Source organism: Stenotrophomonas maltophilia, assembly GCF_047497515.2.
In the GTDB taxonomy this organism is placed as follows: domain Bacteria; phylum Pseudomonadota; class Gammaproteobacteria; order Xanthomonadales; family Xanthomonadaceae; genus Stenotrophomonas.
Genome location: NZ_JAXAXL020000002.1, coordinates 345,290 through 368,135 on the forward strand (window position 1 = coordinate 345,290; position 22,846 = coordinate 368,135).

The window sequence follows — 22,846 nt, forward strand, 5'->3', positions numbered from 1 at the left end:
CCCCCCCCCCCCCCCCCCCACTACCCAAGGCGGGTCATGTGCCACGACCAACGGTCGTGGCCTACCGTTTGGTGGGTATCGACCGTTGGTCGATACGCTCTACAGCCACTTGGCCCGCTTGAACAACCGGTACAACCCCACGCACACGCCGCCCACGCCGACGATCATCAGCGGGTAGGACCACGGTTCACTCAGCTCCGGCATGTGGCTGAAGTTCATGCCGTACCAGCTGGTGATCAGCGTCGGCGCGGCCAGCAGTGCGGCCCATGCACCCAGGCGCTTGACCGTCTCGCCCTGCGCCAGCGTCACCAGCGACAGGTTCACGCTCAGCGCGGTGCCCAGCATCTCGCGCAGGGTGTCGATCACATCGCTGATGCGCACGGCGTGGTCGTGCACGTCGCGCACGTACAGCTTCACTTCGTCGGGGATCAGATCACCCTGGTAGCGGCGCAGCTGCGCCAGCACGTCCTGCAGCGGCGCCACTGCCATCCGCATCTTGTTCAGTTCGCGCTTGAGTTCGTACAGGCGCACCACCGTGCTGCGCTTGTAGTTGTCAGCGAAGATGTCCTTTTCCAGCAGGTCCAAGGTGTCGCGGAAGCGGTGCACGATCGGCAGGTAGTTGTCGACCACGAAGTCGGCCACGGCGTACAGGCAGTACGACGGGCCCATCTTCAGCAGCTGCGGTTCGCGCTCGACGCGCGCGCGAACCGGCGCGTACGACAGGGAGGCGCCGTGGCGCACGGTCACCAGGAAGCGTGGGCCGAGGAAGGCGTGGGTCTCGCCGTACTGGATGCGTTCGTCGACCATCTGCGCGGTGGTCACCACCACGAACAGGGAATTGCCGTAGGTCTCGACCTTGGGCCGCTGGTGCGCGTTGCGCGCATCCTCGATGGCCAGATCGTGCAGGCAGAATTCCTCCTGCAGTTTCAGCAGGACATCATCGTTGGGATCGTACAGGCCCACCCAGACGAAGCCGTTGCCACTGGCGATGACATCGCTGATGGCGTCCAGGCTGATGTCGTGGCGTTTGCCGTCGTCATCGTAGTGGACGCAGTTGATGACGCAGGCGGGGTTGGCCGAGGCAGGTGCGGAAGCGGAGGCGGGCAATGACATGCCCGCCATCGTGCGTCAGGGACGTGTTTCGGACAAGTGAGGACCACGCCCCAGCACCCATGCGAGGGCGACGTGCACCGGCAGCAGCAGCACGATCCACTGCACGTTGTACTGCGCCTGCAGGCTCAGCCAGTGCAGCACCAGCGCAACCACCGCCTGCACCGCCAGCAGCCACAGCACGATCCTGAACATGCGTCCCGGCACGCGCCGGCGCAGCAGCGCGATCGCGCCCGGCAGCAGCAGCACGGCCAGCGGCGAGAGCAGCAACAGGTTGCGGTTGGCCCACGCGGCGTAGTGGATGCTGAAGCCCCACAGGAACACCAGCACGCCGCCGAACAGGGCGCACAGCAGCCAGAACGGCAGGGCCAGGCCGGCCAGCAGGCGCGGGCGGCGGCGCAACGCCAGCACGCCGGCGGCGATCACCAGGCCGCACAGCAGCCATGGCCACCAGCGGCGTGCAAACTCCTTCGGTTCCGGATCGATGCGGTGTGGCAGCAGTTCCTGCTCGGACTGCACCAGGGGCCGGCCGTCGCTGTTGCGTGCCTGGCGCAGCGCATCGGCCAGGCGCATCGGCACGAACGCTTCCTGCCAGCGCGACAGCGGCTGGTCGGCGAACGGGCCGAGGCCTACATCGAAGCCCAGCCACATCCACGGCGCCGGCGAGGCCAGCCGCACCGACTCGCTGCGGTAGGTATTGCCGCGCGAACGGCCGGACAGCTGCGAGTGCAGGCCGCCGCCCAATGCCTTGTCGAGGGTGTCGCGCACCATCGTCGCGCAGTTGGCGGTGTAGTAGTCGTAGTGGTAGCGCGCGTTTTCCGGCTTGGCCCGTTCGGCCAGGTCGGCAGCCAGCGCGCGCGCCTGGTCCGGGCGCAGGTCCAGCCACTGCACGCTGGCCCCACGGCCGGTCTCGTCGTAGTACGACAGGTCCTGCTGCAGCGGCAGCGCGACCAGGTAATACATCATGTCGCCACGTGCGAAACGGCCGATGAAATCATCCTCGGACGGATCGAAGTAGCCGAAGTTGTACGAGGTCGCCTCGCCGCTGACCGGATCGAGCACGACGATGGCGTCATGGCCGAAGCGCTCGAAGAACACCGTGCCCGGCTGCATGGTCACCACGCCGATGCGTGGGGCAGGGGCCTCGACGCTGGCGACGGGCGCAGCAGGTGCGGATGTGGCTGCCGCCGGCTGCGCAGAGGCAGCCAGCGGCAGGACCATGGCCAGCACGCACAGTGCCAGCCACAGCGTCAGGCGCAGTGCCTGGACAGGGCCGCAGCGCTTCAAGCGTCGTCCTGCGCGTCCGGCGGCAGCACGGTCACGTGGAAAGCCTGCACCCGGCGCGCGTCGGCGCGGGCCACGCGGAACATGAAACGGTCCAGCGCCAGTTCGTCGCCCACTTCCGGCAGGTGGCCGACGGCCTCGGTGACCAGGCCGCCGATGGTGTCGTAGTCCTCGTCGGAGAACGTGGCACCAAAACGCTCGTTGAAGTCGCCGATCGGGGTCAGTGCATCGACCACGTACTGGCCGTCGGACTGGATCGCGATCTGCGCCGACGGATCCTCGGCTTCGTCATGCTCGTCGTCGATCTCGCCGACGATCTGCTCCAGCACGTCCTCGATGGTGACCAGGCCGGCGACACCGCCGTACTCGTCCACCACGATGGCCATGTGATTGCGCGACAGGCGGAATTCCTTCAACAGCACGTTGAGCTTCTTCGCCTCCGGAATCAGCACCGCCGGGCGCAGCAGCTCGCGCACGTTGGCCGGACCGTTGTCGGCGACCACGCCGCGCAGCAGGTCCTTGGCCAGCAGGATGCCCAGGATGTCGTCCTTGTTCTCGCCATGAACCGGGAAGCGCGAATGGCCGGATTCGACCACCTGCTTCATCAGTTCCAGGAAGGGCGCTTCGACCGGCAGCGAGACCATCTGCGAGCGCGAGATCATCACGTCGCCCACGGTCAGCTCGGCCACCGAAATGGCGCCTTCCATCATCTTCAGGGTATCGGCGGCGATCAGACCCTCTTCCTGTGCGGTGTGCAGCACAGCGACCAGCTCGTCGCGGGTATGGGGTTCGCCGGAGAAGGCGGACGTCAGGCGTTCAAGCCAGCCGCGCTTCTTTTCACTTTGCTCCGCGGGGGAGCTACTACTGTCGTCTTCTGACATCTCAGGAAAAAAGGCACCCGGCAGGCCGGGCGTTGGCCCAAGTCTAGCAGGATGTGGCGACCTGTCAGTGGCTGCCGGTGGCCGGGGCGGCCGGGGCGGCGCCAGGCTCGGGCAGATCCAGGCTGTAGGTGCAGCCGGCCAGGGTCTTGCCGGGGTGGGAGGCGACGGTGGAGACGCTGAGGATGATCGACTCGATCTGGGCCTCGCCGGTCTTCGCGTCGGTCACGTCGCGGCTGACCACCTCGCGGCCGGCCATGAACTTGCCGTCCTGGTCGTAGCCGGTCTCCAGTTCCAGGCGCTTGGCCAGCGGCCGTGGGTCGGCCTGGTCGAGGACGGCCATGACGCTGGCGCCGGCCACCGCCACCCGCTCGGTGGTCACGCCGAACACGCTGATTGGCTGGGCCAGGCGGTACTCGCTCATGAACTGGTTGCCCTGCGGCAGTGGCTGCAGGCCCTGGGCCACGGCCTTCAGCGGGTCGGCCAGCAGCGGCCCCAGCGCAGCATGATCCACCACGCCCTGGCGGCATTCGATCAGCGCCGGCAGGTCCAGGCTGGACGCGAAGGCAGAGGGGACGAGGAGGGCACCCAGCAGGGGCAGGCAGCAGCGCGGCGTCACGGGCGGTTTCCGCAGTCGGAGGGGCGCCATCATAGCCCCGGCGTGCGCCTGAACGGCGCCGTGAGACGGCGGGCGAAGCCGATCATCAGGGCTCGCACCACCATCAGTGACAGGGTGAGCACGACCGACACCATCGCGATCCGCATCGCCTGCCCCGCGGCACGCACCACGGTGGGCCACAGGCCCGGCTGGGTCAGCCACGGCATCAGACCGTCCGCCGCCTTCCCGCTGACTTTCAGGTAGATCACCGCCAGCACGAACAGCACCAGCAGCGAGGTACGGCTGGCATGGAAGAACGGCAGGGCGTTGACGGAACGGCCCAGGTGCCGATGCGCAAGCATCCGCCACAGCACCGGCAGGGCCAGTGCACCCACCAGTACCAGGATCATCGACGCCCCCCACAGTCCGGGGGTATGGGCCGGTTCCCGTCCGTCAGTGAGATGCGGCCCAATCAAGCCGATGGCTGCACCGGTCAGCAGGCAGAGGGGCGACAGCACGGCAAGGCTGCGCAGCAGCCAATGCGTCCCGCGGGGGTCGCGGGCACCTATCTGGCGCACGGCATAGGCGCCGAGCACCAGCAGGGTGGCGAACACAACGGCGCCGGTCATGAACGGGTAGGGGCTTGCATACGAGGTCATCCTTGTTCCTCCGTGGTTCGCGGCAACCGGCCGGTGTGGGCTCAGCGCTCGCCGGCGTAGGGGTCGGCGATGCCAAGCTCGGCCAGGATATCGCGCTCCAGCTGTTCCATCGCCTCGGCTTCCTTATCGTCCTCGTGGTCCCAGCCGAGCAGGTGCAGCACGCCGTGCACGGTCAGGTGCGCATAGTGGGCGTTGAGCGCCTTGCCCTGTTCGTCGGCCTCACGCGCCACCACCGGCGCACAGATCACCAGGTCGCCCAGCAGCGGGAACTTGACCCCCTTCGGCAGGCCTTCGGGCACTTCGGCGGGGAAGCTGAGCACGTTGGTGGCGTAGTCCTTGCCCCGGTAATGGCGGTTCAGCGACTGCCCTTCCTTGCTGTCGACCACGCGGATGGCCAGGTCGGCCTCGCGGATGCGACCCTTCAGGGCGGCGGCGACCCATTTGCGGAAACTTACCGCCGCCGGCAGGCCGGCGCGCGGCAGGGCATAGCTGACGGCGACGTCCAGTCGCACGGGACCACGGGTCATGGAGTCGCTCCAGGTTGGATCTGATGCAGGTCGCGGCGGTCATAGGCGCTGACGATGCGCGCCACCAGCGGATGGCGGACCACGTCGCGCGATTCGAAGAAGGTGAAGCTGACGCCCTCGACCTCGCGCAGCACATCGATGGCATCGCGCAGGCCGGACTTCAGGTGCTTGGGCAGGTCGGTCTGGGTCAGGTCACCGGTCACCACGGCGGTGGAGCCGTAGCCGAGGCGGGTCAGGAACATCTTCATCTGCTCGATGGTGGTGTTCTGCGCTTCGTCCAGGATCACGAACGCATCGTTGAGCGTGCGGCCGCGCATGTAGGCCAGCGGCGCGATCTCGATGACGTTCCTTTCCAGCAGCTTGACCACCTTCTCCACGCCCATCATTTCGTACAGGGCGTCGTACAACGGTCGCAGGTAGGGGTCGACCTTCTGGCTGAGGTCGCCGGGCAGGAAGCCCAGTTTCTCGCCAGCCTCCACCGCCGGGCGCACCAGGATCAGGCGCTGCACCCGCGATTCGTTCAGGGCCTCCACCGCGCTGGCCACGGCCAGGAAGGTCTTGCCGGTGCCGGCCGGGCCGATGCCGAAGTTGATGTCATGGGTGGCGATCTGGTGCAGGTAGCGGCCCTGGTTGGCGCCGCGGCCGCGCACGGTACCGCGCTTGACCTTGATCGCCACCTCTTGCGCTTCATAGGAGCGCTCGGCGATCTGCTCGACATTGGCCTGCGCCAGGCGCAGGTGGATGGCGTGGTTGTCGAACAGGGTCTCGCCGGCCTCGGCATACAGGGCCTCGACCAGTTTCTGTGCCTCGACGATGGCTTCATTCGGTCCGCTGATGCGGAAAACGAAGCCACGGTTGGCGATTTCCACGCCCAGTTTCAGTTCGATCTGCCGCAGGTGGCCGTCGAACGGGCCACACAGGTTGGCCAGCCGCTCATTGTCTTCCGGCGACAGGGTGAAGTCTCGATGCTCGATGCTTTTCATTGCTCGGGGTGGCGCGTACGCCTTCCACCGCAGTGTATTCAGGGGAGACAAGGGTAGCGCGCGCACGGGGCGCGCGGCCAGCAGCCGGCCGATACGCGGTTTTCCACACCCGATGTGGACGGGGTGCGCGAAAACCTGTGGATAGGCCCTCGCAGTGCTTGTGCCACAAGGCCCATGAGGCGGTGGTGAAAAAACCGTCACGGCCGCTTTGGCCTCGTGACGGCAGCGCATGTTCCGCTGCCAGGCATCCAACACGGGCACGGTCTGGCGATTTTCCACACGGGCTGTGGAATGATGCTGAGCCAAGCTGTGGATAGGTGGCACGGAGCCTTGCGACGAAAGGCTTTCCCAGCCGTGGTGAAAAAACCGTCAGGACGGATTGCAATCATTGTGGCTGCACGGTGCGCATGGCACCGTGACGCCGTCGCAGGAGGGGGTGGCATGGACACCGGTAACGTGAGGCGTGGAATTGGGCTGGCGGGCATGGTTCTGCTGGCGGGGTGCGGCCAGGCGCCACCGGCCGCGCTGGGGACGCTGGAGTGGGACCGGATCACCGTGCCGGCACCGGCCGCCGAGGTGATTGCCGCGGTGGACGTACGCGAAGGGCAACCGGTCAAGGCCGGCACCGTACTGATGCAGTTGGACCCGGCCCGGGGCGATGCGCAGTTCGCCGCCGCGCAGGCCGATACCGCGCGTGCGCAGGCACAACTGGAAGAACTGAAGGTCGGCCCGAGGCAGGAGCAGATCGCACAGGCCCAGGCACAGCTGGCCGCACTGCGTGCGCAGGCCACCGAAGCCAGTGCCTACTATCGGCGCGTGCAGCCGCTGGCACGCCAGCGCCTGATGGCCGCCGCCGAGCTGGACCGTGCACGGGCCGCTGCCGGCAATGCCGAGGCCAGCGTGCGTGCCGCCGAGCAGGCGTGGCTGGAGCTGGTGCATGGCAGCCGCGCGCAGGACATCGCGCAGGGGCAGGCCGCAGCGGACGCTGCCCAGGCGCAACAGGTGGTGCAGGGCGTCAACCTGCAGAAGCTGCAGCTGCGCGCGCCGCGCGATGGCGTGGTCGATGCCTTGCCCTACCGGCAAGGCGACCAGGCACCGGTCGGCGCGCCACTGGCGGTGATGCTGGTCGGCGAGCGTCCCTATGCGCGCGTCTACCTGCCGCAGCCATTGCGCTTGCAGATCAAGGTCGGGCAGGCCGCGCAGGTGCATCTGGAAGGGCAAGTCGCTGCGTTGAAAGGGCATGTGCGCTCGATCCGCAGCGAGCCTTCATTTACGCCGTACTACGCGTTGACCGGCGACGACGTGGCGCGGCTGAGCTACCTGGCCGAGATCGAAGTGGACGAGGCGACTGACATGCAGAAGCTGCCGGCGGGGTTGCCGGTGCGGGTGAGCTTCTGAACACCGGCGGCGACATTGCGGTGCATGCGCGGGGCCTGACCCGCCGCTTCGGCGATCTGCTGGCCGTGGACAATGTCGACCTGACCGTGCCGCGCGGCCAGGTCTATGGCTTCCTCGGCCCGAACGGCTCGGGCAAGTCGACCACCATCCGCATGCTGTGCGGCCTGCTGGAACCGAGTGCGGGGCAGATCGAGGTGCTTGGCCTGGCCGTGCCGGAACAGGCCGAAGCGCTGCGCCGGCGCATTGGCTACATGACCCAGCGCTTTTCGCTGTACGACGACCTGTCGGTGCGCGAGAACCTGGAGTTCCTCGCCGCCATCCAGGATCTGCCGCGCGCGCAGGCCCGGCAGCGCGTCGATGCACTGTTGCAGCAGTACCGGCTGCAGGACCGGCAGCCGCAGTTGGCCGGCACGCTCAGCGGTGGGCAGAAGCAACGCCTGGCGCTGGCCGGTGCCGTGGTGCATTCACCCGAACTGCTGTTCCTGGACGAGCCGACCAGTGCGGTCGACCCGGAATCGCGCCGCGATTTCTGGGAGGCGCTGTTCGAACTGGCCGACGCCGGCACCACCGTGCTGGTCTCGACCCACTACATGGATGAGGCCGAGCGCTGCCACCGTCTGGCGATCCTTGATCGCGGCGCGCTGGTGGCCGATGGCACGCCGGCCGAACTGTGCGCGCGGTTGCAGGGGCGCACGCTGCAGGTCACCTCTTCGCGGCCACGCCAGGCCAGCCGCGCGCTGGCCGAACTGCCCGGCGTACTGAGCGTGGCGCAGATCGGCACGCAGCTGCGCGTACTGTGCAGTGAAGACGCGGCCGACATGGCGACGTTGCAGCGCGCCTTGGCCGGTGCCGATCCACAGGCGCATATCGAGGCGGTGGCGCCGAACCTGGAAGACGTGTTCGTCGCCGCTACCCGAGGTCGTGGCCGGGAGCCGGCGGCATGAACCTGCGCCGGCTGTGGGCGATCATGCTCAAGGAACTGCGGCAGCTGCGCCGCGACCGCATCACGCTGGCGATGATCGTCGGCATTCCGGTGATGCAGCTGCTGCTGTTCGGCTATGCGATCAACCTCAACCTGCGCCACCTTGATGCCGGTGTCGCCGACCAGGCCAACAGTGCGGCCTCACGCGCGCTGGTGCAGGACATGGTCGCCACCGGTGTGATCACGCCGCGCAGCGAGGCGTACAGCCCGGACCAGCTGATGCAGGCGCTGCGCCGCGGCGAGATCAGTGTCGGCATCGTGGTGCCGGCGGATTTCGAACGCCGTCGCTTCGACGGCCGCGAAGCCGTGCAGGTGCTGGTCGATGGCAGCGACACGGTGGTGCAGAGTGCGGCGATCCAGCTGGCGCAGGTGCCGCTGGATACGCGCCCGACCAGCAATGCGCGGCCGCTGCGCGAAGGCAGCATCGCCAGCGGCCAGGTCAGCGTGACCAGTTTCTACAACCCGCAGCGGCGCTCGGCGGTGAACATCGTGCCGGGGCTGATCGGGGTGATCCTGACCATGACCCTGGTGATGTTCACGGCGGTGGCGGTGGTGCGCGAACGCGAGCGCGGCAACATGGAACTGCTGATCGCCACGCCGGTATCGCGCAGCGAACTGATGGTCGGCAAGGTGCTTCCGTACGCGGCGATTGGCCTGCTGCAGACCACGCTGGTGCTGCTGCTGGGTACCTGGCTGTTCCAGGTGCCGATCCGCGGCAGCCTGCTGGATATCTACCTGGCCGCGGTGTTGCTGGTGCTGGCCAACCTGGCGCTGGGCCTGCTGATCTCCACGCGCGCGCGCTCGCAGTTCCAGGCGATGCAGATGACCCTGTTCCTGTTCCTGCCGTCGATCCTGTTGTCCGGCTTCATGTTCCCGTTCGCGGGCATGCCGCGGCCGGTGCAGTGGCTGGCCGAAGTGCTGCCACTGACCCACTTCCTGCGCCTGGTGCGCGGCATCATGCTGCGCGGCGCCTCGCTGTGGGAGCTGTGGCACGACGCGCTGGCGCTGCTGGCCTTCATCGTGGTGATGATGAGCCTGGCGATCCTGCGTTTCCGCAAGCGGTTGGATTAGGGAATGCCGACCAACGGTCGGCATCTACCGCAATGCGGACCGACCGTTGGCCGGCGCATTTCCCTCGGTGGGTGCCGACCGTTGGTCGGCACGCCTTACTCCGCCACCACCCGCGCGCGCAGCGAATTGGTCAGCGCCTCGGTGATCACCACGTCCACGAACTGGCCGATCAACCGCGCCGGCGCCGGGAAGTTCACCGAACGCATGTTCTCGGTCTTGCCGGTCAGTTCGTTCGGGTTCTTGCGCGAGGGGCCTTCCACCAGCACGGTCTGCACGGTGCCGACCATCTTCTCGGAAATGCCGGCGGCATGCGCATTGATGCGCTCCTGCAGGCGCGACAGGCGTGCGTGCTTCTCCGCATCGCTGATCGTGTCCTCCAGGTCCGCGGCCGGCGTTCCCGGCCGACGCGAATAAATGAAGGAGAAGCTGTGGTCGAAGCCGATGTCCTCGATCAGCTTCATGGTCTTCTCGAAATCGGCATCGGTCTCGCCGGGGAAGCCGACGATGAAGTCCGAACTGATCGAGATGTCCGGGCGCACCGCGCGCAGCTTGCGGATCTTCGACTTGAATTCCAGCGCGGTGTAGCCACGCTTCATCGCCGACAGCACGCGGTCGCTGCCGGCCTGTACCGGCAGATGCAGGAAGTTGGCCAGCTGTGGCACGTCGCGGAACGCATCGATCAGCGAATCGCTGAACTCCAGCGGGTGCGAGGTGGTGAAGCGGATGCGGCCGACACCGTCGATCTCGGCGATGGTGCGGATCAGCAGGCCGAGGTCGGCGAACTCGCCATCGCCATACGGCCCGCGATAGGCGTTGACGTTCTGGCCGAGCAGGTTGATCTCGCGCACGCCCTGCGCGGCCAACTGTGCCACTTCCACCACCACGTCCTCGAACGGACGGCTGACTTCGGTGCCGCGCGTGTAGGGCACCACGCAGAACGAGCAGTACTTGGAGCAGCCTTCCATGATCGACACGAAGGCCGAGGCGCCGTCGGCGCGCGGCTCGGGCAGGCGATCGAACTTCTCGATCTCGGGGAAGCTGATGTCGACCTGCGGGCGCTTCTGCTCGCGGCGGGCGCGGATCAGTTCCGGCAGGCGATGCAGGGTCTGCGGGCCGAACACCAGGTCCACGAACGGCGCGCGCTTGATGATCGCTTCGCCTTCCTGCGAGGCGACGCAGCCGCCGACGCCGATGATGACTTCGCGGCCCTTGTTCTTCAGGCCCTTCCACACGCCCAGTTGGCTGAACACCTTCTCCTGCGCCTTCTCGCGGATGGAGCAGGTGTTGACCAGGATGACGTCGGCGTCATCGGGGCTGTCGGTCAGTTCCAGGCCATCGCTGGCGGCAAGCACGTCGGCCATCTTGGCCGAGTCGTACTCGTTCATCTGGCAACCGTGGGTCTTGATGTACAGCTTGCCTTTCACCTGGTCGGGCTTGCGCGGACCGGCGGGCAGGGCAACGAGCGGGGTACCGCCGGGGGCGGGCGGAAAGACGTCTGGCGTCCCGGTCATGGCGCTTAATCCATTCGGGTGGCGGGAAAGCGGGCAATTCTACCCGCATCCCGAGCCACCCGCCGCGCCCGTGTAGAGCCAGGCCATGCCTGGCTGCGTTCCGTCTCGCAGGCGCCACGAACGGGCTCATCCACGCATGGCGTGGATCTACTGCAACGCTGGTTACGCCGCTGCCAGTTCCGCGTCGATCTGCCGCGAGCGGTCGAAGGCGGTCATCGCGCTCATCCGTGCAATGTAATCAGCCGTGGCCGGTGCTGGCTGCACCAGGCCGAACGCCGTGGTCCAGGCCAGCGCATTGCCCCACAGCACATCGGCAGCGCTCATGGTCTCGCCCAGCAGGTAGGGCCCCTGCGCCAGCTGGGCTTCGATCACCTGCAGCACGGTTTCCGCATCGTTGTACGGCGACATCAGGCGCGGCGGCGGCTCGCGATGCATCGCCTTGTCGATCATCGCCGGCTCGAAACACGCGCCGTAGAAGGCCATCCAGCGCAGGTAGGGGCCGCGCAGGGCATCGCCGATCGGCGGTGCCAGCCCGGCTTCCGGGTACAGGTCGGCCAGATACAGATAAATGGCTACCTGCTCGGTCACCAGTGCGCCGTTGTGGACGATGGCCGGCACCTTGCCCATCGGGTTGATGGCCAGGTAAGCGGGCGCCAGGTTGGCGCCGGCCTTCAGGTCCAGCACCTGCATGCGGTAGTCGGCCCCCAGCGCTTCGAGCAGGGCCACGGCACCGCTCGAGCGTGAACGGGCGGCGTGGTACAGGGTGATCTGGCGTGAGGTCATGGCATGGCTCCTTGCGGCGGGTGGTGAACTGGAGGCCATCCTGGGGCACTATTGCGGACGACTTCTGTCCTCGATCCTTCATGCGCCATACCGCCCATCGACTGCTGCGCCTGATCGCCCTGCTGCAGGCCCGCCGCCAGTGGTCGGGGGCCGAGCTGGCCGAACGCATGGGCGTGGACCGGCGCAGCATCCGCCGTGACATCGAGCGCCTGCGCGAACTGGGCTACCCGGTGCAGGCCTCGGCCGGGGTCGGCGGCGGCTACCAGCTGGGCGCCGGTGCACCGGTACTGCCGATGCTGCTGGACGAAGAGGAGGCGACCACCCTGGCCATTGCCCTGCGCGCGGCCTCGGCGACCGTCGCCGGCATCGACGACACCGCGCGTGGCCTGTTGTCCAAGCTCGATCCGCTGGTGCCGACGCGTCGTCGCCAGCAGGCCGGCGAGGTGCATGCCGCCACCGCCACCCTGTCGGATCTGCCCGCCACCGATGCACGCCTGCTCGGACGGCTGGCGCAGCATTGCCGGCAGGCCTCGCGGCTGGCGTTTGAATACCGCAGCGCGCAGGACGCGGTCACCCAGCGCGAAGTCGAAGCCCAGCATCTGGTCAACTATGGCCGCCGCTGGTACCTGCTGGCCTGGGATCTGGGCCGCCAGGACTGGCGCACCCTGCGCGTGGACCGGATGGGCGCGGTGCGCGAATGCACCGCGCCGGGCCTGCATCGGCGCACGCCTGCACCGCCGCACGTGATGGTGCGGCAGGCGGTCAGCCAGGCGCCGTTCGCGCTGCAGGCCATCCTGCGCCTGGCCGGCAGCCATTCCGAGCTGGAAGGCCGGATTCCGCCGTGGTGCGGGGTGCTGGAGGCCGATGGCACCGACCATTGCCTGTTGCGGATGGGGGCTGAGAGCCGCGGCATGATGCTGGCGCAGATCCTCAGCCTGGACCGCGTGCCGGTGGCACTGTGGACCACGCCACCGAGCCTGCGCGACGAACTGGCCCAGCGTCTGGCGGGCCTGGGCCAGCTGCTGGCTGTGCCGTCGGTCACAGGCTGAGCCGCATCGCTTGGCAAGCCCCGGCGAAGCTGGGACACTCGCCGCCATGAAGGGGATACTGGGGACAACGGCGATCATCATCGCTGCGCTGACCGCTGCGCCGGCCAGCGCTGGAACCCTGTACAAGTGCCAGGGCGCCGACGGCGTCACCAGTTACGTCAGCAAGCGCGTGGCCGGGGCCCGCTGCAGCGCCATCAGCTACAGCCGCGATACCCGCCCGGTGTCGCGCCCGGTGGTGGCCGCACCGAAATCCGCGCCAGCCACCACCGTGGCCAGCATCGAGCGCAATCCGGTGGCCGTGGCGGCCAGCACCGCGGCGTCGTCGGCGATCGCCCCCATGGCTGCGCCGCCGCCCGCCGCCGCTGCGGCACCGGTGGCCGCCCGTGGTGGGCGCATGGTCAGCGGCCAGGTCTATTCCTTCATGAAGGACGGCGTGCGCCACTACACCAGTGCGCGGCCGACCCAGGTGGCCAACCTCGGCCCGGTGCGCACGATCCGCTACAGCTTCATGGAGCGCTGCTACGCCTGCGGGGTCAATCCGCGCGTGGACTTCGGCACCGTGCGCCTGAACACCACGGCGTTCCAGGGCGAAATCACCTCGGCCGCGCGCGAGTTCGGTGTGGAGGAGGCGGTGGTGCGCGCGATCATCCATGCCGAATCGGCCTACAACCCGACCGCGCTCAGCCGTGCCGGTGCGCAGGGCCTGATGCAGCTGATGCCACCGACCGCCGCCCGCTTCGGCGTCAGCGATTCCTACGACGCCGGGCAGAACATCCGCGGCGGCGTGCAGTATCTTGCGTGGTTGTTGAAGCGCTTCAACGGCGATCTGACCCTGGCCGCCGCTGGCTACAACGCCGGCGAAGGCGCGGTTGACCGCCATGGTGGCGTACCGCCCTACAGTGAAACCCAGTATTACGTTCGGCGCGTCGGCCAGCTGGCCGATCGCTATCGCACCGCCCTGAGCCACCAGTAGGTGCCGACCGTGGGTCGGCACGCTCTAAACGGTAGGTGCCGACTGTCAGTCGGCACGCCTTTGAACAGGTAGTGCCGGCCGCTGGCCGGCAACCCCGCAATCAATGTTGTTGCAGTGCGTTGTGTGGCGCGCGACGGTTCCGCTACACTCGCCCAAGATTCAATGCGGCTCTGGCCCCCACCGGATCCGCTGGCAGCCTTAAAGCTACCTAATCAATATCGGAGTGCCGGATGGCCAACGATGGGGTACACGATCCAGTCAACACCGGACGTCGGCGTTTTCTTTCTGCCACCACAGCCGTGGTGGGCGCCGTCGGCGTCGGATTCACCGCAGTTCCTTTCATCAAATCCTGGAACCCCAGTGCCCGCGCCAAGCTTGCCGGCGCACCGGTGGTGGCCGACATCAGTGCCCTGCAGGAAGGCCAACGCCTGATCGTGGAGTGGCGCGGCCAGCCGATCTGGATCGTCAAGCGGTCCAAGGCCATCCTCGACGCGCTGCACGGGCTGGACGGCCGCCTCAAGGACCCCGAGTCCGGCGAGAAGGACCAGCAGCCGGACTACGTGCTCAAGCAGAACCCCGAGCTGCGCTCGATCAAGCCGGACATCTCGGTGCTGGTCGGCCTGTGCACGCACCTGGGCTGCTCGCCGGAAATGGTCGCCGAGATCCGGCCCGAACCCTATGACCCGCAGTGGAAGGGCGGCTACTTCTGCCCCTGCCACAAGTCGCGCTTCGACATGTCCGGCCGCGTCTTCAAGGACGTGCCGGCACCCATCAACCTGAAGGTGCCCGCGCACCACTACCAGGACGACAACACCATCATCATCGGTGTCGATCCGCAGGGGGCTGCCTGATGGCCAATATCCTCAGCCGTACCGCCAGCGGCGTCGCCGACTGGGTCAACGCCCGCGCGCCGGGCCTGATGCCGGTCTACCGCAAGCACGTCAGCGAGTACTACGCGCCGAAGAACTTCAACATCTGGTACTACTTCGGTTCGCTGGCACTGCTGGTGCTGGTCAACCAGATCGTCACCGGCATCTTCCTGACGATGCACTACAAGACCAACGCCGCCGAGGCGTTCGGCTCCATCGAATACATCATGCGTGATGTGGAGTGGGGCTGGTTGATCCGCTACATGCACTCCACCGGGGCCTCGCTGTTCTTCATCGTGGTCTACCTGCACATGTTCCGCGGCCTGCTGTACGGCAGCTACCAGAAGCCGCGCGAGCTGGTGTGGATCCTTGGCATGTTGATCTACCTGGTGCTGATGGCCGAAGCCTTCATGGGCTATGTGCTGCCGTGGGGGCAGATGTCGTTCTGGGGCGCCAAGGTGATCATCTCGCTGTTCGGCGCGATACCGGTGATCGGCAACGGCCTGACCGAATGGATCATGGGCGACTACCTGCCCAGTGACGCCACGCTCAACCGCTTCTTCGCGCTGCACGTCATCGCCCTGCCGCTGGTACTGCTGCTGCTGGTGGTGCTGCACCTGGGCGCGCTGCACGAAGTGGGGTCGAACAACCCCGATGGCGTGGAGATCAAGAAGGGGCCGAAGGGCAACCGCTGGTCGCCGAACGCACCGGCCGACGGCATTCCGTTCCATCCGTACTACACGCTCAAGGATGGTGTCGGTGCCGGCTTCCTGCTGATCATTGCCGCCTTCATCATCTTCTTCGCGCCCGGTTTCGGCGGCCTGTTCCTGGAGCACGACAACTTCACCGAGGCCAACCGCCTGGTCACCCCGGAACACATCAAGCCGGTCTGGTACTACACGCCGTACTACGCGATGTTGCGCGTGGTGCCGAACAAGCTGGGCGGCGTGCTGGTGATGTTCTCGGCCATCGCGATCCTGTTCCTGGTGCCGTGGCTGGACAAGGCGCGGGTGAAGTCGGTGCGCTACCGCGGCTGGATCTCGAAGGTGATGCTGGGCGTGCTGGCGGTGTGCTTCGTGTGGCTGGGCGTGATCGGTTCCGGCCCCGGCACCGACGTGCACGAGACCTACATCGGGCGGGTGCTGACCTTCCTGTACTTCGCGTTCTTCATCACCATGCCGCTATGGACAAGGTTGGACAAGACCAAGCCGGTACCGGAGAGGGTGACCACGCATGACTGAGCGCTGGATGGTCCGGCTGGCCCTGGCGGCCACCCTGATGCTGGGCAGTTTCCTGGCCTCCGCCGCCGAGGGCGGCACCAAGCTGCTGCAGGCCGGCAACGACCTCGGTGACCGCGCATCGCTGCAGCGCGGCGCGCAGCTGTACATGAACTACTGCTCCGGCTGCCACGCGCTGAAGTACCTGCGCTATTCGCGGATGGCACAGGACCTGGGCCTGACCGAGGAAGAGGTGATGAACAACCTCAACTTCACCGGCTCGGCGATCGGCGATCCGATTCCGGTGGCGATGCCCAAGGAGAATGCCGAGAAATGGTTCGGCAAGATGCCGCCGGACCTCAGCCTCATCTCGCGGGTGCGGGGCAGTGACTGGGTCTACACCTACCTCAAGTCGTTCTACCTGGACAGCAGCCGGCCGCTGGGCTGGAACAACGCGCTGTTCGCCAACGCGTCCATGCCCAACCCGCTGTGGGAGATGCAGGGCCTGCAGCACGCCGTGCACGGCAAGCCCGAGGCGCCGGGAATGGACCCGCCGGTCACCGGGCTCAAGATCGAAACGCCGGGTTCGGTCGATGCCGGCCAGTACGACCAGGCGGTGCGGGACATCACCAACTTCCTCGAATATGCCGGCGAACCGGCTGCGCTCAAGCGCCAGCAGCTGGGCGTGTGGGTGATCCTGTTCCTGGCGCTGTTGACCTTCCTGCTGTACCTGTTGAAGAAGGAATACTGGAAGGACGTTCACTGATTTTGCCGCCGACCCTCTCGCGGGCCTATTGGCTTTTGTGATGGTCGGTTGCACACTCCGGGAGGAGTCGACCGCTGGCACGGTGCCGGCGGCGCCGATGCGGCAGGCGGTCTCCTGTCGTGGGAGAGCCTTTGATGGCGGCGAGCGTACGCATGCGCAATACACTGACGCTGTTTTCCTCGAACGACGATGTGCTGTGCCACCGAGTGCGCCTGGTCCTGGCGGCCAAGGGGGTCAGCTTCGATTTCGTTCCGGTCGATCCGCAGAACCCGCCTGAAGACCTGATCGACCTCAATCCGTACCACTCGGTGCCGACCCTGGTCGAGCGCGAGCTGGTGCTGTATGCCGCGTCGGTGGTCAGCGAGTACCTCGATGAGCGCTATCCGCATCCGCCGCTGATGCCGGTTGATCCGCTCTCGCGCGCCCGCATCCGCCTGGCCATGTTGCGCATCGAGCATGACTGGGTGCCGCAGGTACAGGCCGTCCAGCTGGGCAACAAGACCCAGGCCGAGGCCGGTCGCAAGCGCCTGAAGGAGCTGCTGACCGCATCGCTGCCGCTGTTCAAGGCCAGCAAGTTCTTCCTCAACCCGGAAATGAGCCTGGCCGACTGCGCGATGGCGCCGATCATCTGGCGCCTGCAGTCGCTGGACGTGCCCTTGCCGAAGGACGGCAAGGCGATCGAGGACTACGGCAACCGCATCTTCCGCCACCCGGGTTTCGTCCGCAGCCTGACCGATCAGGAAAAGAAGCTGCGCGATCTGCCGGTCTGATCCGGGCGGGCTTTACCCGTCTGCACGCCGACCGGCGTGCAGGCGATCCGCCCCGGCGGGGCGCCGGGCGCGTACACTTCACGCATGACCGAAGACTTCTTCCACATGACCAGCCACCGCCCGTACCTGTTGCGGGCGCTGGTGGAATGGATCAACGACAACCAGCTGACCCCGCACATCCTGGTCGACGCCGGCGTTCCCGGCGTGCAGGTCCCGCCTTCGGCGATCAAGGACGGCCGGGTCGTGCTCAACATCGCCGAACGCGCCGTCGTGCGGTTGATGATCGACAACGAGATGGTGAGCTTCTCGGCGCGCTTCTCCGGCACCAGCTATCCGGTGCAGGTGCCGATCAGCGCCGTGCTGGCCGTCTACGCCCGCGAGACCGGGCAGGGCATGGCCCTGCCGGACGATATTCCGGGCAATGAGGCCGCCGCAACCAGCGACGAGCTGCTGCACGACGACGAAGGCGCGTCGCCGGACGATACGCCGCCCACCAGCCCGCCACCGAAGGGCCGCCCGAACCTGCGCGTGGTCAAGTAAGGGTGGGTGCCGACCGTTGGTCGGCACTCCTTTGAACCTTACACATCCTCGGCATCTTCCACATCCGGCCGGATCTGGCTGATCCGCGCCGCGCCCGGGCCGGTGAACGAGATCAGCTGGTCGCCGCGCAGCACCATGCGCCCCACGTGACGGTCGATGCCATCGTAGGAATACTCGAACTTGAAGGTGCGCTCGAAGCCGAGCCGGCCATCCTCGCCGCGCGACAGGCGCAGGCCGGTGGCGTGCACTGCCTGGTCCAGCCACTGCACATCGGCAGCGCGGCAGGCATTGCGGCCCAGCTCGACGGCGCGCTCGGCGGCCGAACGTGCTGCGTTCCAGAAGAAGTAGATGATTCCGCCGGCAATCAGCAACAGCAACAGGGTAGGCATGGCATCAGCCGTCAGGTGTCGATCCTGCCAAGATGGCGGCGAACACGCGCAGGATCAAGCATCCGCATCATCGCGTCGGCTGCGGCGGAATGATCACCGGTTGCGGTGCAGGCGCCGGCTGCACCGGAGTGGCACCCGATGACGGCGCCAGCAAGGGGGCACTGGCCGTCAGCTGCAGCAGCGCCGCCCAATCCTGGCGGTTGAAGCTGCATTCGTCTTCGCGGCCCGGTGTGCAGCTGGGGTCGATACCGGTGCTGCTGCGCTCGCGTGCCGGCGGCAGCTGGATCAGCCCGGTGCGATCCAGCGGCAGCAGCCGCATCGCCACGGTGTTCATCACGTTGCCGCCCACCAGGTACAGGGTCTGGTCGCCGCCGAGATTGGCCGCAACCACCACTTCACAGTGCGATTTCCAATGGCCCACCGAACCATTGCCCAGCGCCTGCACCAGTCCGCTGTAGCTGAGCGTGGTACTGCGGTCGCGCAGGAAGCACAGCAGATCGCCTGGCGCGGGCTTGGCCGTGGCCGGGTCGACCAATCGATACGGTACGCCCGAGGCGCCACCCTGGTAGGCGGCACGGATGTAGTCGATATGGCGGGGCGAGGTGTTGAAGCCGGGCACGCCGGCGCGCACCATCACCCACGAAATGAAGGCGGCCGACCAGGGGTTGTCTATCAGGAAGGCGCGGCAGTCGCTGTCGGTGTAGCGCGTGCCCAGCGGCGCCAGGCAGCTGCTGGCGCCGGCGATGCTGCCCATCGCGTTGAGCGTGCCACTGTCGCGCCAGTAGCCGGCCACGCGCTGCCAGGCAATCAGGCCGTTGTCGGCAAGATGCTCGTTCTCGGCCTCGGTGACGCTGAGGCTTGCGGCGCGGCCATCACGATCGATGAAGGGCCGGAACCACAGCCGGTGCTCGTTGCACGCGGTATTGCGGATGGCCACTGCCAGCGGGCTCAGTCCGAAACGGGGCGGCACGTCGCAGGCTTCCGCAGCGGCTGCGGACAAGGGGGCGGCCGCGAGCAGAAGGCAGGCAGGCAAGAGCATCCGGCGCATGCGCGGCTCCTGTGGGGGATGGCCGCAGCGTCGCAGCGCCGTTGTGAACGCCGGGTGTGAGAGCGGGGTCAGATCCCTTTTCCCATGGAAAAGGGATCTGGCCCCAGGCCAGGCCTCAACCCGGCGGCGGGCCCAGCTTCAACGACAGGTCGATCGCCTGCACATGCTTGGTCAGCCCGCCGATGGAAATGCAGTCCACGCCGTCTTCGGCGATCGAGCGCAGGCCACCCAGGCCGACGCTGCCCGACACTTCCAGCGGAATGCGGCCCGCGGTGATGCGCACCGCTTCGCGGCGCAGGTCCGGGCTGAAGTCATCCAGCAGGATGCGTTCGCAACCGGCTTCGAGCGCCTCGCGCAGCTGTGCCAGATCCTCCACCTCGACCACCAGCGGAAGCGTGGGCCACTGCCGGCGCGCGCCGGCGACCGCGGCGGCCAGCGAGCCGGCGGCGCGGATGTGGTTCTCCTTCAGCATCACCGTGTCGTACAGGCCGAAGCGGTGGTTCTCGCCGCCGCCGCAGCGCACGGCGTACTTCTGCGCCAGGCGCAGGCCGGGCAGCGTTTTGCGGGTGTCGAGGATGCGCGTGCCGGTACCGGCCACGGCGGCCACATAGCGTGCGGTGGTGGTGGCGGTGCCGGACAGCGTCTGCAGGAAATTCAGCGAGGTGCGCTCGGCGCTGACCAGGCTGCGGCTGCGCCCGTACAGCAGGGCCAGCACGGTGCCTGCGGTGACCGCGTCGCCTTCCGAAACCTGCCATTCGATGCGCACGTCCGGGTCGAGCGCACGGTGGGTGGCGTCGAACCAGGGGCGGCCGGCAATCACCCCATCCTGCTTGCACAGCAGGTAGGCACTGTCGGCCTGGTCGGGCAGCAGGGCGGCGGTGACGTCACCGCTGCCCAGATCCTCGGCCAGCGCTCGCGCGACATCGGCGGCGACAACGGCCGCATCCGGCGTCGGCAGCGTGCTCATGCGCCTGGGAAGTCGGCGATCTGTGCGGTCGGGATGGCTTCCTCGGCCAGCAGCACCGGGATGCCGTCGTCGACGCGGAACACCTGCTTGCGGTCGCGGGTGACCAGCGCTTCGCGCAGCGGCTGCGCCAGCGGGTTGCCATCGGCCTTGTTCACCGCGCCGGTGGAAATGGCCTTGTTGAGGGCTTCCAGACCCTTGCCATCCAGCAGGGACAGGGGCTGGCGGGTGTCCGGCGACACCAGCAGGTCGAGCAGCTTGCGATCCATGGTTCTTCGTCTTGCGTGGAAGACGGCTAGAATACGTCTTTAAGGCAGGTGACGGCCAATGACCCCCAACCCGATCGCGCCGCTTGTCGGCATCGTCATGGGTTCCCGTTCCGACTGGGAAACCATGCAGCACGCCGCCCAGAAGCTTGAAGCCCTGGGTGTTCCGTTCGAAGTGAAGGTGGTGTCCGCGCATCGGACGCCGGATGTGTTGTTCAGCTACGCCGAGCAGGCGGGCCCGCGGGGCCTGCGCGCGATCATCGCCGGTGCCGGCGGGGCCGCGCACCTGCCGGGCATGATTGCCGCCAAGACCGCCGTGCCGGTGCTGGGCGTGCCGGTGCAGTCCAAGGCCCTCAACGGCATGGATTCGCTGCTGTCGATCGTGCAGATGCCGGCCGGCATCCCGGTCGCCACCTTCGCCATCGGCAATGCCGGCGCTTCCAATGCCGCACTGTTCGCTGCAGCGATGCTGGCCAGCGACCAGCCGGCGATCGGCCAGGCGCTCGACGCCTTCCGTGCGCGCCAGACCGAAGACGTGATGGCCCACGACGACCCGCGCCAATGAGCCTGACCGTCGGCATCCTGGGCGGCGGCCAGCTCGCCCGCATGATGGTCCTGGCCGGTGCGCCGCTGGGACTACGCTTCGAACTGTACGATCCGGCGGCCGATGCCTGCAGTGGCCCGCTGGCGCCCCTGACTGTCGGCGCCTTCGATGACCGCCAGGCACTGGCGGACTTCGCGGCAAAGGTGGATGTGGTCACCTTCGATTTCGAGAACGTACCCGCCGACAGTGCGCAGTTCCTGGCCGGCCGCGTGCCGGTCTACCCGCCGCCGGCCGCGCTGGCCGTGGCCCAGGACCGGCTGAGCGAGAAGACCCTGTTCCAGCAGCTGGGCATTCCGCTGCCGGCCTTTGCCGACATCCGCAGCCGCGACGAGCTGGCCGCGAAGGCGGCCGAATTCGGCCTGCCGTGCATTCTCAAGACCCGCCGCCTCGGCTATGACGGCAAGGGCCAGTTCCGCCTGCGCAGCGAGGCGGACATCGACGCCGCGTGGGACGCACTGGGCGCGCAGGTCGAGCGCACCGGGCTGATCCTGGAAGGCTTCGTGGCTTTCCAGCGCGAGGTCAGCGTGGTCGCCGTGCGGGGTCGCGATGGCAGCTTCGAGGCGTGGCCGGTTACTGGCAACTGGCATGTCGACGGCGTGCTGTCGGCCAGCGTGGCACCGGCCGTGCTGTCCGACGCCGAGCAGCAGGCCGCGATCGGCTATGCCCGCCGCGTTGCCGAGCACCTGCAGTACGTCGGCGTGTTCGCGCTGGAGCTGTTCTGCCGCGACGGCGAACTGCTGGCCAACGAGATGGCGCCGCGCGTGCACAACTCCGGCCACTGGACCATTGAAGGCAGCGAGACCTCGCAGTTCGAGAACCATCTGCGCGCCGTGCTGGGCCTGCCGCTGGGCAGCACCCGGATGCTCGGCCACGCGTGCATGCTGAACTGGCTGGGCGCGATGCCGGACCCGGCGCCGGTACTGGCTCAGGCCAGCGGCCATTGGCACGACTACGGCAAGGAGCCGCGCGAAGGGCGCAAGGTCGGCCACGCCACCCTGCGCGATGACGATGCCGCCGCATTGGCCGATGCGCTGGACCAGATCGGCCTGGAGCTGGATCGTCAGGCCCAGGTGGCGCCGGCGGTGCACGCGCTGCGCCACCGCTAAGCCCGGTAGTGCCGGCCGCTGGCCGGCATTGCAACGCTGTGACGCGCCGGTGCAGGCATCGGCGCAACATTGCTGGTGATAGCGTGGAACTCCTTTCCCAGGAGTCACGACCATGCTTGACTGGAATGCCTACCGCAAGGAACTGAAGGGCCGCATCGGCGAGATCGGCAAGCTTTCGCCGGATACGCTGAAGGGCTATGCCACGCTGTCCAATGCGGGCGCCCAGACCAACCACCTTGATGCCAAGACCCGTGAACTGATCGCGCTGGCGGTGGCGGTTACCACCCGCTGCGACGGCTGCATCACCGTGCACGTGGACGCCGCGCTGAAGCACGGCGCCAGCCGCGAGGAGATCGCCGAAGCGCTGGGCGTGGCGGTGTCGCTCAATGCCGGCGCCGCGCTGGTGTATTCGGCACGGGTGATGGACGCGGTGGCCGCGCACGAGAACGCGTAGTGCCACGCTCATCTTCCCGGTAGTGCCGGCCGCTGGCCGGCAGCCCC

Annotated in this window: 26 protein-coding genes; 13 read left to right on the top strand and 13 right to left on the bottom strand. The window is 67.5% G+C overall.

Annotated elements, in window-relative coordinates; translation table 11 throughout:
- Positions 1-99 precede the first annotated feature (99 nt).
- The 7 genes from ACMZPQ_RS05280 to ACMZPQ_RS05310 form a co-directional block, all read right to left on the bottom strand.
- On the bottom strand, positions 100-1,122 hold the full coding sequence (locus ACMZPQ_RS05280; RefSeq protein ID WP_008267704.1) for a magnesium and cobalt transport protein CorA: 1,023 nt from the start codon (positions 1,120-1,122) through the stop codon (positions 100-102).
- 6 nt (positions 1,123-1,128) lie between these two features.
- On the bottom strand, positions 1,129-2,331 hold the full coding sequence (locus ACMZPQ_RS05285) for a lipoprotein N-acyltransferase Lnb domain-containing protein (RefSeq protein ID WP_197583797.1): 1,203 nt from the start codon (positions 2,329-2,331) through the stop codon (positions 1,129-1,131).
- A 62-nt stretch (positions 2,332-2,393) separates the two neighbouring features.
- Entirely contained in the window at positions 2,394-3,275 is an 882-nt protein-coding gene (locus tag ACMZPQ_RS05290) for a CorC family transporter (protein WP_133934260.1), read from the bottom strand.
- 64 nt (positions 3,276-3,339) lie between these two features.
- Positions 3,340-3,921, bottom strand: coding sequence for a hypothetical protein (locus ACMZPQ_RS05295; protein ID WP_197583795.1), 582 nt, complete (start codon positions 3,919-3,921; stop codon positions 3,340-3,342).
- Complete coding sequence (locus ACMZPQ_RS05300; RefSeq protein ID WP_312646913.1) at positions 3,921-4,499, bottom strand: hypothetical protein; 579 nt, start codon at positions 4,497-4,499, stop codon at positions 3,921-3,923. Before ACMZPQ_RS05300 ends, ACMZPQ_RS05295 begins: the two co-directional genes overlap by 1 nt.
- 71 nt (positions 4,500-4,570) lie before the next feature.
- Positions 4,571-5,056: an rRNA maturation RNase YbeY gene (gene ybeY, locus ACMZPQ_RS05305; RefSeq protein ID WP_164136105.1), complete on the bottom strand. Its 486-nt coding sequence runs from the start codon at positions 5,054-5,056 to the stop codon at positions 4,571-4,573.
- Positions 5,053-6,039 carry a PhoH family protein gene (locus tag ACMZPQ_RS05310; RefSeq protein WP_197583793.1) on the bottom strand — a complete coding sequence of 329 codons (987 nt, stop codon included), beginning with the start codon at positions 6,037-6,039 and terminating at the stop codon, positions 5,053-5,055. The genes ybeY and ACMZPQ_RS05310 overlap by 4 nt, the downstream gene beginning before the upstream one ends.
- Positions 6,040-6,480: 441 nt before the next feature.
- Between ACMZPQ_RS05310 and ACMZPQ_RS05315 the strand changes: the two genes are divergently transcribed.
- From ACMZPQ_RS05315 to ACMZPQ_RS05325, 3 genes are read left to right on the top strand one after another with little or no spacing between them, the layout of a single operon-like run.
- Positions 6,481-7,437: an HlyD family secretion protein gene (locus ACMZPQ_RS05315; protein WP_197583791.1), complete on the top strand. Its 957-nt coding sequence runs from the start codon at positions 6,481-6,483 to the stop codon at positions 7,435-7,437.
- A 20-nt stretch (positions 7,438-7,457) separates the two neighbouring features.
- Positions 7,458-8,381 carry an ABC transporter ATP-binding protein gene (locus tag ACMZPQ_RS05320; protein WP_197583790.1) on the top strand — a complete coding sequence of 308 codons (924 nt, stop codon included), beginning with the start codon at positions 7,458-7,460 and terminating at the stop codon, positions 8,379-8,381.
- Entirely contained in the window at positions 8,378-9,490 is a 1,113-nt protein-coding gene (locus ACMZPQ_RS05325) for an ABC transporter permease (RefSeq protein WP_197583788.1), read from the top strand. Before ACMZPQ_RS05320 ends, ACMZPQ_RS05325 begins: the two co-directional genes overlap by 4 nt.
- 95 nt (positions 9,491-9,585) lie before the next feature.
- On the opposite strand, the gene miaB is transcribed toward ACMZPQ_RS05325, so the two are convergent.
- Complete coding sequence (gene miaB / locus ACMZPQ_RS05330; protein ID WP_049456548.1) at positions 9,586-11,001, bottom strand: tRNA (N6-isopentenyl adenosine(37)-C2)-methylthiotransferase MiaB; 1,416 nt, start codon at positions 10,999-11,001, stop codon at positions 9,586-9,588.
- A gap of 162 nt (positions 11,002-11,163) precedes the next feature.
- Positions 11,164-11,784: a glutathione S-transferase family protein gene (locus ACMZPQ_RS05335; RefSeq protein ID WP_012510589.1), complete on the bottom strand. Its 621-nt coding sequence runs from the start codon at positions 11,782-11,784 to the stop codon at positions 11,164-11,166.
- Positions 11,785-11,864: 80 nt separating this feature from the next.
- On the opposite strand from ACMZPQ_RS05335, the gene ACMZPQ_RS05340 reads away from it, so the two are divergent.
- The 7 genes from ACMZPQ_RS05340 (at position 11,865) to ACMZPQ_RS05370 (ending at position 17,968) form a co-directional block, all read left to right on the top strand.
- Complete coding sequence (locus ACMZPQ_RS05340; RefSeq protein ID WP_197583528.1) at positions 11,865-12,833, top strand: helix-turn-helix transcriptional regulator; 969 nt, start codon at positions 11,865-11,867, stop codon at positions 12,831-12,833.
- 46 nt (positions 12,834-12,879) lie between these two features.
- On the top strand, positions 12,880-13,806 hold the full coding sequence (locus tag ACMZPQ_RS05345; RefSeq protein ID WP_197583529.1) for a lytic transglycosylase domain-containing protein: 927 nt from the start codon (positions 12,880-12,882) through the stop codon (positions 13,804-13,806).
- Between the two features lie 230 nt (positions 13,807-14,036).
- Complete coding sequence (petA, locus tag ACMZPQ_RS05350) at positions 14,037-14,657, top strand: ubiquinol-cytochrome c reductase iron-sulfur subunit (RefSeq protein ID WP_004151998.1); 621 nt, start codon at positions 14,037-14,039, stop codon at positions 14,655-14,657.
- Positions 14,657-15,916: a cytochrome b gene (locus ACMZPQ_RS05355; protein WP_006429450.1), complete on the top strand. Its 1,260-nt coding sequence runs from the start codon at positions 14,657-14,659 to the stop codon at positions 15,914-15,916. The genes petA and ACMZPQ_RS05355 overlap by 1 nt, the downstream gene beginning before the upstream one ends.
- Complete coding sequence (locus ACMZPQ_RS05360) at positions 15,909-16,658, top strand: cytochrome c1 (protein WP_053449283.1); 750 nt, start codon at positions 15,909-15,911, stop codon at positions 16,656-16,658. Before ACMZPQ_RS05355 ends, ACMZPQ_RS05360 begins: the two co-directional genes overlap by 8 nt.
- A gap of 134 nt (positions 16,659-16,792) precedes the next feature.
- Positions 16,793-17,428, top strand: a complete 636-nt coding sequence (locus tag ACMZPQ_RS05365) for a glutathione S-transferase N-terminal domain-containing protein (protein ID WP_197583530.1) — start codon at positions 16,793-16,795, stop codon at positions 17,426-17,428.
- 84 nt (positions 17,429-17,512) lie between these two features.
- Positions 17,513-17,968, top strand: a complete 456-nt coding sequence (locus tag ACMZPQ_RS05370) for a ClpXP protease specificity-enhancing factor (protein WP_197583531.1) — start codon at positions 17,513-17,515, stop codon at positions 17,966-17,968.
- A gap of 38 nt (positions 17,969-18,006) precedes the next feature.
- Here ACMZPQ_RS05370 and ACMZPQ_RS05375 read toward each other — a convergent pair whose 3' ends face one another.
- From ACMZPQ_RS05375 to ACMZPQ_RS05390, 4 genes are all read right to left on the bottom strand, one after another.
- Positions 18,007-18,357, bottom strand: a complete 351-nt coding sequence (locus ACMZPQ_RS05375) for a DUF3301 domain-containing protein (protein WP_005415950.1) — start codon at positions 18,355-18,357, stop codon at positions 18,007-18,009.
- Between the two features lie 67 nt (positions 18,358-18,424).
- The gene (locus tag ACMZPQ_RS05380) at positions 18,425-19,405 is read right to left on the bottom strand and encodes a DUF2272 domain-containing protein (RefSeq protein WP_197583532.1); all 981 of its coding nucleotides are present in this window, start codon (positions 19,403-19,405) and stop codon (positions 18,425-18,427) included.
- A 115-nt stretch (positions 19,406-19,520) separates the two neighbouring features.
- Positions 19,521-20,372 carry a carboxylating nicotinate-nucleotide diphosphorylase gene (nadC, locus tag ACMZPQ_RS05385; protein WP_197583533.1) on the bottom strand — a complete coding sequence of 284 codons (852 nt, stop codon included), beginning with the start codon at positions 20,370-20,372 and terminating at the stop codon, positions 19,521-19,523.
- Positions 20,369-20,638 carry a Trm112 family protein gene (locus ACMZPQ_RS05390; RefSeq protein WP_197583534.1) on the bottom strand — a complete coding sequence of 90 codons (270 nt, stop codon included), beginning with the start codon at positions 20,636-20,638 and terminating at the stop codon, positions 20,369-20,371. The genes nadC and ACMZPQ_RS05390 overlap by 4 nt, the downstream gene beginning before the upstream one ends.
- 58 nt (positions 20,639-20,696) lie before the next feature.
- On the opposite strand from ACMZPQ_RS05390, the gene purE reads away from it, so the two are divergent.
- From purE to ACMZPQ_RS05405, 3 genes are all read left to right on the top strand, one after another.
- Entirely contained in the window at positions 20,697-21,200 is a 504-nt protein-coding gene (gene purE / locus ACMZPQ_RS05395) for a 5-(carboxyamino)imidazole ribonucleotide mutase (RefSeq protein ID WP_005412808.1), read from the top strand.
- On the top strand, positions 21,197-22,345 hold the full coding sequence (locus ACMZPQ_RS05400; RefSeq protein ID WP_197583535.1) for a 5-(carboxyamino)imidazole ribonucleotide synthase: 1,149 nt from the start codon (positions 21,197-21,199) through the stop codon (positions 22,343-22,345). The genes purE and ACMZPQ_RS05400 overlap by 4 nt, the downstream gene beginning before the upstream one ends.
- A 112-nt stretch (positions 22,346-22,457) precedes the next feature.
- On the top strand, positions 22,458-22,799 hold the full coding sequence (locus tag ACMZPQ_RS05405) for a carboxymuconolactone decarboxylase family protein (RefSeq protein WP_197583536.1): 342 nt from the start codon (positions 22,458-22,460) through the stop codon (positions 22,797-22,799).
- Positions 22,800-22,846: the final 47 nt, after the last annotated feature.